This is a genomic window from Maritimibacter harenae, assembly GCF_009882975.1.
In the GTDB taxonomy this organism is placed as follows: domain Bacteria; phylum Pseudomonadota; class Alphaproteobacteria; order Rhodobacterales; family Rhodobacteraceae; genus Maritimibacter; species Maritimibacter harenae.
Window position 1 is genome coordinate 358,065 of record NZ_WTUX01000011.1, and the last position, 14,553, is coordinate 372,617.

Here is a 14,553-nt window from a genome sequence, read left to right on the forward strand (position 1 = left end):
TCACACGTTTTTGGCCGCCTTTTTCGCAATATATTCCCATTCTCATGTTGTTATTCGGGTGATCTCGGCGCTCAAAACCGCAGTCCGATGCCCACCACCGCGTTCGTGCGCGGCGCGCTTGGGGCCGTGAAAGGCGCCTGGCGGGTGAGTTCGGTGCGCAGGAACCGCCCTTGGCCAAGCCCGATGTCGAACCCCGCGCCCAGTTCCCATACCGGGCCGACGCCGCCCGTTTCGAACCCGAAGCCGCCGGTGCCGTAGAGCAGGGCGCCCGGCCCCGTGTCGACGCCGGCACGCAGGCGGGCCGTGCCGGTCACGGTGCGGGTGGCCGGGGTGAGGTTGGTGTTGCGCCAGTCGTAGGTGATGTCGCCCTCGACGCCGACGACCATATGGTCTCCAAAGCGCTCGGCGTAGCCCGCGAAGCCGCCCGCGGCACCGTCGATGCGCCGCGTGATGGCGTAAGGGGCGAGGTCGAGGCGCAGGTAGAGCCCGCCAAAGGGGCCGGACAAGTCCTGCGCTGCGGCGGCAGAGGCCGTCAGTGCGACCAGCACGGCTGCAAGAATTTTTTTTCGCATGGCGCCATCCTCCCGGGATGCGCCCTCGCCCCAAGCAATGGCCCAGGGTGTGCTCAAAGGAGTTAATTTCGGGTTAAGACAAGATGGCCGCGACGTTTCAGAATTTCACGACCACGCCGGTCCAGATTTCGCCGGATATGCCGATTTCCAGATCCGGGGCCTCGCGCGGCGTCTTCGAGGCCGGGGTGCGCGCGGCGCTGCGCGGGCGCAGGTCCTCGCGCCGGTCTTCACGGCCCGCGTCACGCGCCATGATCGAGGGACGCGCGGGCCAGCCGAACAGGTTCGGCTGTTCTTTTCCGCCCGAAACCGTTTGCGCGGTGGCCGGGACGGGAAGCGCCAGGAGCGCGGCGAGAGCGAATTGCCTGATCATGCGGTGAGAATGACGCGTACGGCGCGGCGGGGCCAGCCCGCCGCGCCACGCTCCATCAGAAGCGGTAGTTCAGGCCGACCTTGGCCACGTAGTTCGCCGGACCGCCCGAGAAGGGCTGGTAGCGATCGACCCCGAGCCGGACCGAGGTGTTGCCGCCGACGGCATATTCGCCGCCCGCGCCGACGGTCCACAGGCTCGCGCCCGTGCTGTCCATGCCGGCGCCGACCTGGCCGTAGACCATGAACGGCGTGCCGAAGTCATAGCCCAGCCGCGCCGAGGCGGTGTAGATGTTCGGGTTCGACATCGGGAAGTAGGCGTCGCCCTCGACGCCGACGTAGCCGCCCGGTGTGAATTCATAGAGATAACCGGCGTTCGCGCCGAAGCCGTAGGTGTTCGGCGACGTCGTGAAATCGCCCGAGCCGTAGGCGCCAAGGTAGAAGCCGTCGAAATCCTGCGCGGCGGCAGTTCCGGCGGCGGCCATGGCGAGCCCGAGGCCGAGTGCGATGGTCTTGAGTGAGCGGTTCATGTGACCTCCTCTTGGTGTTTCGGCGCACGGCGCCGGCCCGCCCCGGGACCGTGCGCGCTCATGCAACATCCCCTCAATGCACAATGCAAAGCACTGTTCCGTGTGCGCTATGACGATCGGCAATGCATCGCGCGCACCGGCACCATTCTGCCGACGTTTACAATTGCGCGACATCGGGGCGCACGCCATTGGCGGACGCGGTCAAAGGGTCTAGAAGATGAGGCATGATTGCTGAGCTTGGACATGTGGCGCTGGTACTGGCGCTCGGGGTCGCGGTGGTGCAGACCATCGTACCCTTCATCGGGGCGCAAAAGCGCTGGTCGGGATGGATGGCAACGGCGGTGCCCGCGGCCACCCTTCAATTCCTGCTGGTCGGGGCGGCCTTCGCGGCGCTCATGCACGCCTTCGTGACATCGGACTTCTCGCTCCGGCTCGTGACGATGAACTCGCACAGCGCGAAACCGATGCTCTACAAGATTTCCGGCACCTGGGGGAATCACGAAGGGTCCATGCTCCTGTGGATCCTGATCGTGTCGCTCTTCGGCGCCATGGTCGCGTGGTTCGGCGAAGGACTCCCGCCACGATTGAAGGCGCGGGTGCTATCGGTGCAGGCCTCGATCGGCGTGGCCTTCCTGCTTTTCATCCTGCTCACCTCGAACCCGTTCCTGCGCCTCGCGCAGCCGCCGTTCGACGGGCAGGACCTGAACCCGCTCCTGCAGGACCCGGGGCTCGCCTTCCACCCACCGTTTCTCTACCTAGGCTACGTCGGGCTCTCGATGTCCTTCTCCTTCGCGGTCGCCGCCCTGATCGAGGGGCGGGTCGACGCGGCCTGGGCACGCTGGGTGCGGCCGTGGACGCTGGCGGCCTGGATCTTCCTCACCATCGGCATCGCGCTGGGGTCCTGGTGGGCCTACTACGAGCTGGGCTGGGGCGGCTTCTGGTTCTGGGACCCGGTCGAGAACGCGTCCTTCATGCCCTGGCTCTTCGCCGCCGCGCTCCTGCACTCGGCCATCGTGGTCGAGAAGCGCGAGGCGCTGAAGAGCTGGACCATCCTGCTCGCCATCCTTGCCTTCGGCTTCTCGCTGATCGGCACGTTCCTGGTGCGCTCGGGCGTGATCACCTCGGTCCATGCCTTCGCCAACGACCCGGAGCGCGGAGTGTTCATCCTGCTCATCCTGGGGATCTTCACCGGCGGCGCGCTCATGCTCTACGCGGCGCGCGCCCACGCGATGGAAGCCAAGGGCGTCTTTTCCATGTTCAGCCGTGAATCGGCGTTGGTGTTCAACAACATCCTGCTCGCGGTGTCGGCCATCGTGGTCTTCATCGGCACCATCTGGCCGCTCGTGGCCGAGATGGTCTTCGACCGGAAGCTCTCGGTCGGGGCGCCCTTCTTCGAGGCGGCCTTCACGCCCTTCATGGTCGTGCTCGCCATCGCCCTGCCGTTCGGCGCGATGATCCCGTGGAAGCGCGGCAAGGTCGGGCGGCTCGTGCGCCCGCTGGTGCCCGCGATGATCCTGGCACTCGTCGTGGCGCTGCTGGCCTGGACCATCCAGACCGAGCGCACGATCCTCGGACCCATCGGGTTCCTGCTGGGCGCCTGGCTCGTGGGCGGTGCGCTCACCGACCTGTGGAGCCGGCTGGGGCGCGGTGCGATCTCGGGCCGTCTGGGCCGCCTGGCGCGCCTGCCGCGCGCCGACCTGGGTCGCGTGACGGCGCATGCCGGGCTCGGCATCATCTTCATGGGGATTTCCGGGCTGATGGCCTGGCAGATCGAGGATATCCGCGTGGCCCAGACCGGCGAGGCGTACCAGGTCGCCGACATCCAGGTCGTGATGAACGAAGTCCGCCAGGAAGAAGGACCGAACTATCTGACCACCATGGCCGATGTCGTCGTCAGCGACGAAAACGGTGAGCGGATCGCCTTGCTCCAGCCCGAAAAGCGCGTCTACCCGGTGCAGGCGATGCCGACGACCGAGGCCGCGATCCACAGCGGGTTCTGGCGCGACATCTACGTCGTGATCGGCGACCCGCAGGACAACGGCGGCTATGCCGTGCGCACCTTCATCAAGCCCTTTGCCAACTGGATCTGGGCCGGCGCGATCATCATGGCGCTTGGCGGGCTTCTGAGCCTGTCGGACCGCCGCTACCGCGTCGCCGCCGGTGCCGCGCGCCAGCGCGCCGGTGGGCAGGGGCAACAGGGGGTGCCGGCGGAATGAAACGGCTTCTCCTCGCGCTTCTCCTGCTGCTCGCCCCCATCGGACCCTCGGTCGCGGTGACCCCGGACGAGGTGCTCGACAACCCGGCGCTCGAGGCCCGGGCGCGCGAGATCTCGACGGGCCTGCGCTGCGTCGTGTGCCAGGGCGAGACGATCGACGAATCCAACGCTTCGATCGCGCGCGACCTGCGGCTTCTGGTGCGCGAGCGTCTGGTGGCGGGCGACACGGACGAGGAGGTCGTGCAATTCATCGTGGATCGCTACGGCGAATACGTCCTGATGAAGCCCCGTACCGGGGGCGCGAACCTGATCCTGTGGGGCGCGGGCCCGGCGCTGTTCCTGATCGCGGCCATCGGTGCGCTGGTCTACCTGCGCCGCCGGTCGCAGGCGCAATCCGAGGGTGAGAAGCTCAGCCCGGAGGAGCAGGCCCGGCTCGACGAGCTTCTGGGGGACCGCGGCTGACGGAGCGTTTCGCTTTCCTTCCCCGCCGCGCCCCTTAGGGTCGGCGCAAACAGCGGGAGGCCCCATGCGCTACGACACGATTCTCTACGATCTCGACGCCGGGATCGCGACCATCACCCTGAACCGCCCCGAGAAGATGAACGCGCTCACGCCCCAGATGCGGGCCGAGTTGACCGACGCGCTCAAACGGGCGGCGGGCGAGGCGCGGGTGATCGTGCTCACGGGCGCCGGACAGGCCTTCTGCAGCGGCCAGGACCTGGGCGAGGGGATGACGGCGGCTGCGGTCGACCTCGAGCGGGTGCTGCGTGACGAATACGCCCCGATCATCCGCTGGATCACCGAGGCGCCTGTGCCGGTCATCGCGGCCGTGAACGGCCCCGCGGCCGGGGCGGGCGCCAACATCGCGCTCATGGCCGACATCGTGATCGCTACGCGGTCGGCCTATTTCCTGCAGGCGTTCGGGCGCATCGGGCTCATGCCGGATGCCGGCGGGACCTACACGCTCCCGCGCACCGTCGGGCTCCAGCGCGCGATGGGCGCGGCGCTCTTTGCGGAGAAGATCGAAGCCGACCAGGCGCTCGACTGGGGCATGATCTGGGAAGTCTACGACGACGAGGTCTTCGAGGCCGGTTGGCGCGCCCGGGCCGAGGCCCTGGCCCACGGCCCCACGCAGGCCTATGGCGCCATGAAGCAAGCCCTGCGCGCCTCTCTCGACAACGATCTCGACGAACAACTCAACCTCGAAGCGCGCCTCCAGGGCACCTGCGGCAATACCCGCGACTTCAAGGAAGGCGTGCTGGCCTTCCGCGAGAAACGCCGGGCCTCATTCGAGGGGCGGTGAGGGGGCCTCTTCAGCTTGGGTGGCAAGCGCCGCCCGGTATTCTTCGAGTTTCTGGTTGATCAGTGGGCCTTCCGGTCGCAGCCAGGCAGCGACCTTCATCAGTTTTAATGCCAATTCCACTTCCCCGGCCGCCTCGGCATTGAGGGCCAGGTCGCGCATCCTGTCCGCCCCCGGAGACCGCCTGTCCTGGGTGTTGAGCGCGTCCAGAAGGCCGCCAATCGCGGCGTTGGCCTGGTCTTCGCTCCAAAGTTCCCGCGGCTCGTCTGAATACGAGGAAAAATCAACCTGGAACAGGTCGCTGCCGTCGGTCGCGCCCATGCGCCTTTTGAGCGCGATGTTCCCGTCGCGATATTTCTCGTAGAAAGCTTCCGCTTCCTGGCGTGAAGGCAACTGGCGACTGTCGTCAGGCACGGCTTCGAGAACGTCGTGTTTCAGAGAGGTTCGAAGGCCTCTCTGGTTCATCAGGTGCCCGACCTTGGATTTGCTCAGTCCGAACGACGTGTTCTGTTCCTCGATTGCCCGCATACCGGTGCTGTCCAACCCGACCGTTTCAAGGAAATCCGGCCATACGTCCCCGCCCGCAAGTTTGGCGCGGTCGAAGATGCGGACCTCGACGTTCTCGTCGCCGAAGCGATCCATCCAGCGACCGATGCGGGTTTCATAGTCGAGGTAGAGGTCAAGGTTGCGCGCACTGTGCGGCATGGCCGTGGTGTCGTAGCCGAAAAGCCGCTCTTCCGCCAAACGGTTGGGCTTTGCCCCTTCCTGGTGGTGCGACACCGCGTGGGAGTCCTGGCGTCGCAGATAGGTCACGATCTTAATCTTGGAAAAAAGAGGCTCAACGACCTCCGCGAGTTCGTCGATCCGCGCGGGATCCGTGAAGAACGAAAAGTTTTCTGACGATGCGATGACTCGATCGGTCGTGGCCGCCGACAGCGCCTCACGGAACGTGTCCGGGTCGAGCAGGGCAAATCCATCGGGAACGAATTCGAAATCGTCGCGGGCGAAGCCCAGCACCGTGTGGAGATTTGGAAGGTGACCGGTCCGCACGTAGGTCACGCCCTGAGCGTTCAGAGCGTCCTGGTTCTGAAACAGCGCCATCTGTATGGTCGTCGTCCCGGTCTTGTGCGCACCGATATGAAGGACGAGTTCCTTGCGCTTGCGTCGATTTCCGGAAAGACGGAGAAATTTCAAGATCGCACCTTCCTGGAGGGAATTCTGGCTCGGAACATGACTGGAAGAGTATTTGACGGCCCATACGCCGAAGCAAGGCGGAATTTTCCGGGACTTCGAAATGGACCTGAAAAGAAACGACCGCCAAGCGTCGCCGGCGGTCGTCAATTCTTTTCCACTGGCTCACATGCTCAGCGGTCCTCGACGTCCACGTAGTCACGCAGCGTCTCGCCCATGTAGAGCTGGCGCGGGCGGCCGATCTTCTGGCCCGGGTCGCCGATCATCTCTTTCCACTGCGAGATCCAGCCGACGGTGCGCGAGAGCGCGAAGATCGGGGTGAACATCGAGGTGGGGAAGCCCATCGCCTCGAGGATGATGCCCGAGTAGAAGTCGACGTTCGGGAACAGCTTCTTGTCGGTGAAGTAGGGGTCCTCGAGCGCCTGCTTTTCCAGCTCCTTGGCGACCTGGAGCGTCGGGTTGTCCTCGATCCCCATGAGATCGAGCACCTCGTCGGCCGACTGCTTCATCACCTTCGCGCGCGGGTCGAAGTTCTTGTAGACGCGGTGACCGAAGCCCATCAGGCGGAACGGGTCGTCCTTGTCCTTGGCGCGCGCGATGAATTCCGGAATGCGGTCGACGGTGCCGATTTCCTTGAGCATCTCGAGGCAGGCCTGGTTCGCCCCGCCATGCGCCGGGCCCCACAGGCAGGCGATGCCGGCCGCGATACAGGCGAAGGGGTTCGCACCCGACGAGCCCGCAAGACGCACGGTCGAGGTCGAGGCGTTCTGCTCGTGGTCCGCGTGCAGCGTGAAGATCCGGTCCATCGCGCGGCTCAGGATCGGGTTCACCTCGTAGTTCTCGGCCGGGACCGAGAAGCACATGTGCAGGAAGTTCGAGGCGTAATCCAGGTCGTTGCGCGGATACACGAAAGGCTGGCCGATCGTGTACTTGTAGGCCATCGCGGCAATGGTCGGCATCTTCGCGATCATGCGGATCGAGGCGACTTCGCGCTGCCACGGGTCCGAGATGTCCGTCGAGTCGTGGTAGAAGGCCGACATCGCGCCGACCACGCCCACCATGATCGCCATCGGGTGTGCGTCACGGCGGAAGCCCGAGTAGAACTTGGTCATCTGCTCGTGCACCATGGTGTGGCGCGTCACGCGGAATTCGAAATCGTCGATCTCGTCCGCGGTCGGCAGGTGGCCGTAGAGCAGCAGGAAGCAGACCTCGAGGAAATGCGACTTCGCGGCCAGCTGGTCGATGGGGTAGCCGCGGTGCAGAAGCTCGCCCTTGTTGCCGTCGATGAAGGTGATCGTCGAATCGCAGGACGCGGTCGAGGTGAACCCGGGGTCGTAGGTGAACACGCCGCCCTGCGCGTAGAGCTTGGTGATGTCGATCACGTCCGGGCCGGCGGTCGGGGAGTAGATCGGCAGTTCGAGTTCCTTGTCACCGAAACTCAGCTTCGCCGTACCTGTCTGGTTCGCCATTCATCATATCCCTCTGTTGGGGCCCGCCACTGGCTGGGCTGGTTACTGGCTGGCCTCTTCGAGGCGGGCGATGGTTTCGTCCCGCCCGAGGACCAGCATCATGTCAAACACACTGGGGCTCGCAGCCCGCCCGGCGAGCGCGGCACGCAAAGGTGCGGCGAGCTTGCCGAATTTCATGCCGTGGGCGTCCGCCGCTGTGTTGAGAATAGTCTCCAAATCTTCGCGCTTCCAGCTAGCAGTTTGCAACTGCGGCGTCAATTCAGACAGTATACCACGGGATACATCATCGAGCGCCTTGGCGGCTTTTTCTTCCACGTCAAGCGGGCGGGAGGCCAGAATAAAGCGCGCCTTTTCAATGAGATGGGGCAGGGTCTTGGCGCCGGTGCGCACGAAGGGCAGCGCGGCGCGCAGGCCGTCCATCTGTGCATCCGTCAACATTGGCTGCGACGTCGCGTCAAGAAATTCCTGCACCTGCGAAAGGAGCGTCTCGTCCTCCATCATGGCGATGTGCTGGGCCGACACGTGGTCCAGCTTCTTGAAGTCCAGACGGGCCGCGCCCTTGCCGATCCCGTCGAGGTCGAACCACGCGATCGCCTGCTCGTCGGTGAAGACCTCGTCGTCCCCGTGGCTCCAGCCCAGCCGGGCCAGGTAGTTGCGCATCGCGGGCGCCGGGTACCCCAGCGCGCGGTATTCCTCGACCCCGGCCGCGCCGTGGCGTTTGGACAGCTTCTTGCCGTCCGGCCCGTGAATCAGGGGGATGTGGGCAAAGACCGGCAGGTCCCAGCCCATCGCGCGGTAGACAAGCATCTGGCGGGCCGCGTTGTTGAGATGGTCGTCGCCCCGGATCACGTGGGTCACGCCCATGTCGAAATCGTCCACCACGACGGCCAGCATGTAGGTGGGCGTGCCGTCCGAACGCAGGCAGATCATGTCGTCGAGCTGGTCGTTGCGGATCGTGACCTTGCCCTGCACCTTGTCCTCGATCACCGTGTCGCCGTCGCGCGGCGCCTTCACGCGCACCACGTAGGGCGCGTCCGGATGGGTCGCGGGATCGGCGTCGCGCCAGGGCGACTGGAACAGGGTGGAGCGGCCCTCGGCGCGCGCGGCCTCGCGGAACGCCTCGATCTCCTCCTGGGTCGAAAAGCACTTGTAGGCGGTCCCGGCCGCCAGCATTTCCTCGGCCACTTCGACGTGTCGCTCGGCCCGGGCCGCCTGGCTCACCGGCTCGCCGTCATAATCGAGACCCAGCCATTCCATCGCGTCGAAAATCGCAGCCGTGGCCTCGGGCGTCGAGCGCGCGCGGTCGGTGTCTTCGATCCTCAGCAGGAATTTGCCGCCCCGGCCGCGGGCGTAGAGCCAGTTGAACAGGGCCGTACGGGCACCGCCGATATGCAGATATCCGGTGGGCGAAGGGGCGAAACGGGTGACGACGGGAGGGTGGGACATGCGCGCGTTAACCTTTCGGAAACCATTGGAAGCCTAGCTTCGCCGGGAGGGATAGACGGGTCGGGGTTGGAGGACAAGAGTGGCCTTGGCCAACGCCATCTCGGACCGGCTGGAGCGTCTGCGCGGGCGGCTGATCCTGTTCGCGCCGGTGGGCCTCGGGGCCGGGATCGGCCTTTACTTCGCTTTGATGCAGGAGCCCGGGCCAATCGGCTGGGCGGTGATCGCGGGCGTCGCATTCCTGTCGCTGGGTTCGGGCCTCTGCTTGGGCCGCACGCGGTGGCCGGGTCTCGGACTGCCGGTCCTCGCCGCGGGTGCCGTGGCCGCAGGGCTTTGCGTCGCGGGTGCGCGCAGCGCCCGGGTCGCCGCACCGGTTCTGCCATTCCACTATTTCGGGGCGGTCGAGGGGCGGGTCGTCATCATCGACCGGAGCCAGTCGGACGCGGTGCGGCTCACGCTGGACGAGGTGCGCCTCGACGATGTGGCGCCGTGGAAGGTGCCGGACCGGGTGCGTGTGTCGCTTCACGCGGACGATCCGGTGCTCGACCCCGTGCCGGGGATGCGCATCGCCGTGACCGCCTACCTGTCCGGGCCCTCCGGACCGGTGGAGCCGGGCGGGTTCGACTTCCGGCGCATGGCGTGGTTTCGCGGCATCGGCGCGGTGGGGTATGCCCGCACGCCCGCGCTGCCGTTGGCCCGACCCGAGGGGGCGCTGCCGCTCAACCGTTTGCGCAAGGCGATCTCGGCGGCGGTGCAGGACGAGATCCCGGGCGAGGCGGGCGCCTTCGCCGCCGCGATCACCACGGGCGACCGTGCGGCGATGGGGCGCGACACGCTGGAGGCGCTCAGGGCCTCCAACCTCGCGCATCTGCTGGCCATTTCCGGGCTGCACATGGGGCTTCTCGTCGGCTTCGTCTTCGGCAGCGTCCGGCTCGGGCTCGCCATGATCCCGGCGGTGGGCGCGGCGACGGACGTGCGCAAGATCGCGGCACTGGTCGCGCTTGTCGCGGGGGCCTCCTACCTCGCCCTGTCGGGCGGCACCGTGTCGACGTCGCGCGCCTTCGCGATGGTCGGCGTGATGCTGGTCGCGATCCTCGTGGGGCGGCGGGCGCTGACGTTGCGCGCGGTCGCGGTGGCCGCGCTCATCCTGCTTCTGCTCAAGCCCGAGACGCTGGTCGAGGCGGGCTTCCAGATGTCCTTCGCCGCGACCACCGCGCTCGTCGCCGTCTTCGGCGCGCTGCGCGATGTGCAGGGGCGGCGACTGCCGAAATGGGCGCGCCCGGTCTTCGCGGTGGTCCTGTCGTCGCTTGTCGCCGGGCTCGCGACCGCACCGTTCTCGGCCGCGATCTTCAACCGGGTGGCGCATTACGGGCTGATCGCGAACGTGGTGTCGGTGCCCGTGATGGGGCTGCTCGTGATGCCGCTGGCGGTACTGGCCGCACTGCTCGCTCCCCTGGGCCTCAGCGGCGTGGCGCTGGACCTGATGCGCTGGCCGATCGAGTGGATCCTGTGGGTCGCGCGCTCCGTGGCGGCGCTCGACGGGGCGGTGGGCCACGTGATCGCACCGCAGCCGGGGGTGCTGCCGATGGTGGCGCTGGGTGGCCTGGCGATGGTGCTCCTGCGCGGCGCCGGGCGGATCGGTGGCGGCGTCGCGCTGCTGGGCGCCCTGGCGCTTTGGTCGCAGGCGGAGCGCCCCGACATGCTGATCTCGCCGTCCGGGGGGCTGATCGGCGTGATGGGGCCCGAGGGTCGCGCCCTCACCAAGGCGCGGGGCGAATCCTTCGCGGCTCGGAGCTGGTTGGAGAACTATGGTGACGCGGCGGACCAGCCGGCCGCGGCCGCGCGGCTGGCGAGCGGGCGCGACCCGGTGTTCGAGTTGGGAGGCGTGACGCTGGTGCAGGTGGCAGGGCGCGGCGCGTCGGATCGGGTGGCCGCGGCCTGCGGGCGGGCCGACGTGATCCTCTATTCCGCCCCGGTGCTGGAAAGTTACCCGGAGCACTGCCATGTGATCGACCGCGGGCTTCTGGCGCAGACCGGCCCGCTTGCGCTTCATGTCGAGGGGGAGGGGCTGCGCGTCGTCACCACCGCACAGCGGTCAGGACACCGGCCCTGGACGGGAATACGGCGCGACCACGTCGCGCCGGTTCCGGTTCTCGAGGCCCTTGGCGGGTTTCAGTAGGTGCGGATCAGCCCGACGAGCTTGCCCTGCACCTTCACCTGGCCCTGCGGCAGGATGCGGGTCTCGAACGCCGGGTTGGCGGCTTCGAGCGAGATCATCTCGCCCGCGCGGCGGAAGCGCTTGAGCGTTGCCTCGTAACCATCGACCTGTGCCACCACGATGTCGCCGTTGTCGGCCTGCGAGGTTTCGCGGATGATCACCACGTCGCCGGAATTGATCCCGGCGTTGATCATCGAGTCGCCCTTCACCTCCAGCGCATAGTGACGCCCCTTGCCGACCATCGCGCCGGGTACGGACACTTGGGTCTGCCCGTCCTCGATCGCCTCGATCGGGGTGCCGGCGGCGATGCGGCCCAGGAGCGGCAGGTCCATCGCGGCGCCTTCGAGCGGCATCGCGGTGCCCGGGCGCTCGTCCGGCCGATCGCCGTCGATGACGCGCGGTTCGAAGCCAGCCTTGCCGGAACTGTCGAGCGAGTCGGGCAGGCGCGTGATCTCGATCGCGCGGGCCCGGTGGGCCAGGCGGCGGATGTATCCGCGTTCTTCGAGTGCCGTGATGAGGCGGTGGATGCCGGACTTGGAGCGCAGGTTCAGCGCTTCCTTCATCTCGTCGAAACTGGGCGGCACCCCGTCGCGCTGAATGCGCTTGTGGATGAATTCCAGCAGGTCCAGTTGCTTCTTCGTCAGCATCGCTCGCCCTCCGGCTGCCCGTTATGTTCCCGACCACGACCGGGTCTGTTCGGGTAAAGTTCTACCCGTGTTCCCGTTTCGTGTCAACGCGTGCGTCAGAGGGGCAGAACGTCCACGGGGTCGCCCACGCGCCGCGCGGGGTCGTCGGGCGGGCGCACGATGAGCGCGTCGGCCTTGGCGAGAATCGACAGGAGCGAGCTGTCCTGGCGGTCCATCGGCGCGACGCCGTCCGCGCTGCGCACGGCGCGCATGTAATGCTGGCGCGGCCCGTTCCGGGGCAGGTCGACGGTCAGCGACACCTGTTCGGGTGCGGCCGGGTCGCTGTCGTCGCCCAGCATCCGGGCGAGTGCGGGCAAGATGAAGATCTTTCCGCAGATCATCGCCGACACCGGGTTGCCCGGCAGGCCGATCAGCGGCGCGCGGCCCAGCCGGCCGGCCATCAGCGGTTTGCCGGGGCGCATCGCGACCTTGTAGAAGCTCTGATCGAGCCCCAGCTCGCCCGCCACGGCACCGACGATGTCGTGGTCCCCGACGGACGCGCCGCCCACGGTCACGATCAAGTCGGCATCGGCCGCGAGCCCCAGGACGAAGCGCAGGCTGTCGGGATTGTCGCGTGCGATGGGCAGTAGCCGCGCGCGCGCGCCGGCGGCATCGAACATCGCCTTCAGCCCGAAGGTGTTGGACGCGATGATCTGGTCTTCGCCCGGTGTTTCGCCGGGCATCACGAGCTCGTCGCCCGTGGCGATCACGGCGACGTCAGGCTGGCGGTAGACCGGCACCTGCGGCACGTTCATCGCGGCCAGAAGCGCCACGTCCTTGGACGAGATGCGTCCCATCTCGTGCACCTGGCCCGCGCGGAAATCGTTGCCCGCCGCGCGGATGTTGTCGCCCGAGGACAGGTCGCGGCCCAGGGTGATGAGATCGCCGCTGCGCGTCACGTCCTCCTGGATGATCACGCGGTCGGCGCCCTCGGGCACCGGCGCGCCGGTGAAGATGCGCACGGCTTGCCCCGCGCCGACGCGGCCCGCGAAGCGCTCGCCCGCCTTGGCCTCGCCGATCACCTTGAACATCGCGTCCGCTTCGGCCTCGACCCCCTTGAGCGCGTAGCCGTCCATCGCGGAGGCCGCGAAGGGCGGCTGGTCGCGCGTGGCGGTGGCCGGGGCGGCCGCGAAGCGGCCGGCGGCCTGGGCCAGCGGCACGGTTTCGGTGTCCATGCGTTCGACCAGGTCGAGTATCCGGGCCTGCGCCTCTTCCACCGAAATCACGGCTTCGCCTCGTAACTGCCCGATTTTCCACCGGTCTTTGCGAGAAGCTTGATCCCCTCGATCTGCATGCCCTTCTCGGCGGCCTTGAGCATGTCGTAGACCGTGAGCGCGGCGGTGGAAACGGCAGTGAGCGCCTCCATCTCGACCCCGGTCTGGCCCGAGGTCTTGACCGTCGCGGTGATGCGCACGCCGGGCAGGTCCGCGTCCGGCTCGAGATCCAGCGAAACCTTGGTGACGGGGAGCGGATGGCACAGCGGGATCAGGTCGGAGGTCTTCTTCGCTCCCATGATGCCCGCAAGCCGCGCCACGCCCAGCACGTCGCCCTTCTTCGCCGTCCCCTCGGTCACGAGGGCCAGCGTTTCGGGGGTCATGATGACCTGGCCGGTGGCGATGGCGGTGCGGTCGGTGACGTCTTTGTCGGACACGTCGACCATGTGGGCCTGCCCGTCGGCGTCGAAATGGGTCAGCTTTCCGCTCATGCCGGGACCGGGTCCTTGAGGATCGCGCGGGTGGCGGCGGCCACGTCGTCCTGGCGCATCAGGCTTTCGCCGATGAGGAAAGCGCGCGCGCCGACGGCGGCCATCTCGGCGAGGTCGGCGGCGGTGAAGAGACCGGATTCGCAGACGAGAAGCCGGTCCTTCGGAGCCAGTTTGGACAGCTCGCGCGTCGTGTCGAGCGTGGTCTCGAAGGTCTTGAGGTTCCGGTTGTTGATGCCGAGCAGGGGCGATTTCAACGCGGTGGCGCGCTCCAGCTCCTCGGCGTCGTGCACCTCGACCAGCACGTCCATGCCCCAGCCGAAGGCGGCCTGTTCAAGCTCGGCGGCCTGCGCGTCGGACACGCTCGCCATGATGATCAGGATGCAGTCCGCGCCCAGCGCGCGCGCCTCGGCCACCTGGTAGGGGTCGTACATGAAATCCTTGCGCAGCGCGGGCAGGGTGGTCGCCGCGCGGGCCGCCACGAGGAATTCGTCGGCGCCCTGGAACGAGGGCGTGTCGGTCAGCACCGACAGGCAGGTCGCGCCGCCCTCCTGATAGGCTTTCGCAAGCGCCGGCGGATCGAAATCCGGGCGGATCAGCCCCTTGGACGGGGAGGCCTTCTTGATCTCGGCGATGAGGCCGTAGCCGGTTTCCGCAGCCTGGGTCAGACGGGTGGCGAAGCCGCGCGTCGGGCTTGCCTCGCGGGCGGCGGCCTCGACCTCGGAAAGCGGCCGGCGCGCCTTGCGCGCGGCCACGTCTTCGAGCTTGTAGGCCTTGATCTTGTCGAGCACGTTGGTCATGCGCCCGGTTTACGCGCGGGCGTTGGCTTGGGCAAGCGAGCATGGGCAAATTGTGCACGGA

Annotated in this window: 14 protein-coding genes; 4 read left to right on the forward strand and 10 right to left on the reverse strand. The window is 67.4% G+C overall.

What is annotated here, in order from left to right:
- Positions 1–71 precede the first annotated feature (71 nt).
- From GQE99_RS08475 to GQE99_RS08485, 3 genes are all read right to left on the reverse strand, one after another.
- Complete coding sequence (locus GQE99_RS08475; RefSeq protein WP_161351160.1) at positions 72–572, reverse strand: outer membrane beta-barrel protein; 501 nt, start codon at positions 570–572, stop codon at positions 72–74.
- A 97-nt stretch (positions 573–669) separates the two neighbouring features.
- Entirely contained in the window at positions 670–942 is a 273-nt protein-coding gene (locus GQE99_RS08480; RefSeq protein ID WP_161351161.1) for a hypothetical protein, read from the reverse strand.
- 55 nt (positions 943–997) lie between these two features.
- Entirely contained in the window at positions 998–1,468 is a 471-nt protein-coding gene (locus GQE99_RS08485) for an outer membrane protein (protein WP_161351162.1), read from the reverse strand.
- A gap of 224 nt (positions 1,469–1,692) precedes the next feature.
- On the opposite strand from GQE99_RS08485, the gene GQE99_RS08490 reads away from it, so the two are divergent.
- The 3 genes from GQE99_RS08490 to GQE99_RS08500 all read left to right on the forward strand — a co-directional run bounded on the left by GQE99_RS08490 (position 1,693) and on the right by GQE99_RS08500 (position 4,986).
- Positions 1,693–3,684 carry a heme lyase CcmF/NrfE family subunit gene (locus GQE99_RS08490; RefSeq protein ID WP_161351163.1) on the forward strand — a complete coding sequence of 664 codons (1,992 nt, stop codon included), beginning with the start codon at positions 1,693–1,695 and terminating at the stop codon, positions 3,682–3,684.
- A complete protein-coding gene (locus GQE99_RS08495; RefSeq protein WP_161351164.1) occupies positions 3,681–4,145 on the forward strand; it encodes a cytochrome c-type biogenesis protein in 465 nt (154 codons plus the stop codon). Before GQE99_RS08490 ends, GQE99_RS08495 begins: the two co-directional genes overlap by 4 nt.
- A gap of 64 nt (positions 4,146–4,209) precedes the next feature.
- Positions 4,210–4,986, forward strand: coding sequence for an enoyl-CoA hydratase-related protein (locus GQE99_RS08500; RefSeq protein WP_161351165.1), 777 nt, complete (start codon positions 4,210–4,212; stop codon positions 4,984–4,986).
- On the opposite strand, the gene GQE99_RS08505 is transcribed toward GQE99_RS08500, so the two are convergent.
- From GQE99_RS08505 to gltX, 3 genes are all read right to left on the reverse strand, one after another.
- On the reverse strand, positions 4,969–6,177 hold the full coding sequence (locus GQE99_RS08505; protein ID WP_161351166.1) for a hypothetical protein: 1,209 nt from the start codon (positions 6,175–6,177) through the stop codon (positions 4,969–4,971). The two genes, GQE99_RS08500 and GQE99_RS08505, sit on opposite strands and share 18 nt — an antisense overlap.
- Positions 6,178–6,347: 170 nt before the next feature.
- The gene (gltA, locus tag GQE99_RS08510; RefSeq protein WP_161351167.1) at positions 6,348–7,643 is read right to left on the reverse strand and encodes a citrate synthase; all 1,296 of its coding nucleotides are present in this window, start codon (positions 7,641–7,643) and stop codon (positions 6,348–6,350) included.
- A gap of 42 nt (positions 7,644–7,685) precedes the next feature.
- A complete protein-coding gene (gene gltX, locus GQE99_RS08515; RefSeq protein ID WP_161351168.1) occupies positions 7,686–9,089 on the reverse strand; it encodes a glutamate--tRNA ligase in 1,404 nt (467 codons plus the stop codon).
- Positions 9,090–9,168: 79 nt separating this feature from the next.
- Between gltX and GQE99_RS08520 the strand changes: the two genes are divergently transcribed.
- Positions 9,169–11,265 carry a ComEC/Rec2 family competence protein gene (locus GQE99_RS08520; protein ID WP_328794079.1) on the forward strand — a complete coding sequence of 699 codons (2,097 nt, stop codon included), beginning with the start codon at positions 9,169–9,171 and terminating at the stop codon, positions 11,263–11,265.
- Here the strand turns inward: GQE99_RS08520 and lexA are convergent.
- The 4 genes from lexA to trpC all read right to left on the reverse strand — a co-directional run bounded on the left by lexA (position 11,259) and on the right by trpC (position 14,492).
- A complete protein-coding gene (gene lexA / locus GQE99_RS08525; RefSeq protein ID WP_161351169.1) occupies positions 11,259–11,951 on the reverse strand; it encodes a transcriptional repressor LexA in 693 nt (230 codons plus the stop codon). The genes GQE99_RS08520 and lexA overlap by 7 nt on opposite strands.
- Before the next feature lie 95 nt (positions 11,952–12,046).
- A complete protein-coding gene (locus GQE99_RS08530; RefSeq protein ID WP_161351170.1) occupies positions 12,047–13,216 on the reverse strand; it encodes a molybdopterin molybdotransferase MoeA in 1,170 nt (389 codons plus the stop codon).
- Positions 13,213–13,695 carry a cyclic pyranopterin monophosphate synthase MoaC gene (gene moaC, locus GQE99_RS08535; RefSeq protein ID WP_161351171.1) on the reverse strand — a complete coding sequence of 161 codons (483 nt, stop codon included), beginning with the start codon at positions 13,693–13,695 and terminating at the stop codon, positions 13,213–13,215. Before moaC ends, GQE99_RS08530 begins: the two co-directional genes overlap by 4 nt.
- Positions 13,692–14,492, reverse strand: coding sequence for an indole-3-glycerol phosphate synthase TrpC (gene trpC / locus GQE99_RS08540; protein WP_161351172.1), 801 nt, complete (start codon positions 14,490–14,492; stop codon positions 13,692–13,694). Before trpC ends, moaC begins: the two co-directional genes overlap by 4 nt.
- Positions 14,493–14,553: the final 61 nt, after the last annotated feature.

Bases quoted from the DNA above. Each gene is read 5' to 3' on its own strand.
- gltA (WP_161351167.1), bottom strand. From the start codon at position 7,643: ATGGCGAACCAGACAGGTACGGCGAAGCTGAGTTTCGGTGACAAGGAA.
- lexA (WP_161351169.1), bottom strand. From the start codon at position 11,951: ATGCTGACGAAGAAGCAACTGGACCTGCTGGAATTCATCCACAAGCGC.
- GQE99_RS08485 (WP_161351162.1), bottom strand. From the start codon at position 1,468: ATGAACCGCTCACTCAAGACCATCGCACTCGGCCTCGGGCTCGCCATG.
- moaC (WP_161351171.1), bottom strand. From the start codon at position 13,695: ATGAGCGGAAAGCTGACCCATTTCGACGCCGACGGGCAGGCCCACATG.
- GQE99_RS08475 (WP_161351160.1), bottom strand. From the start codon at position 572: ATGCGAAAAAAAATTCTTGCAGCCGTGCTGGTCGCACTGACGGCCTCT.
- trpC (WP_161351172.1), bottom strand. From the start codon at position 14,492: ATGACCAACGTGCTCGACAAGATCAAGGCCTACAAGCTCGAAGACGTG.
- GQE99_RS08480 (WP_161351161.1), bottom strand. From the start codon at position 942: ATGATCAGGCAATTCGCTCTCGCCGCGCTCCTGGCGCTTCCCGTCCCG.
- GQE99_RS08500 (WP_161351165.1), top strand. From the start codon at position 4,210: ATGCGCTACGACACGATTCTCTACGATCTCGACGCCGGGATCGCGACC.
- gltX (WP_161351168.1), bottom strand. From the start codon at position 9,089: ATGTCCCACCCTCCCGTCGTCACCCGTTTCGCCCCTTCGCCCACCGGA.
- GQE99_RS08490 (WP_161351163.1), top strand. From the start codon at position 1,693: ATGATTGCTGAGCTTGGACATGTGGCGCTGGTACTGGCGCTCGGGGTC.
- GQE99_RS08495 (WP_161351164.1), top strand. From the start codon at position 3,681: ATGAAACGGCTTCTCCTCGCGCTTCTCCTGCTGCTCGCCCCCATCGGA.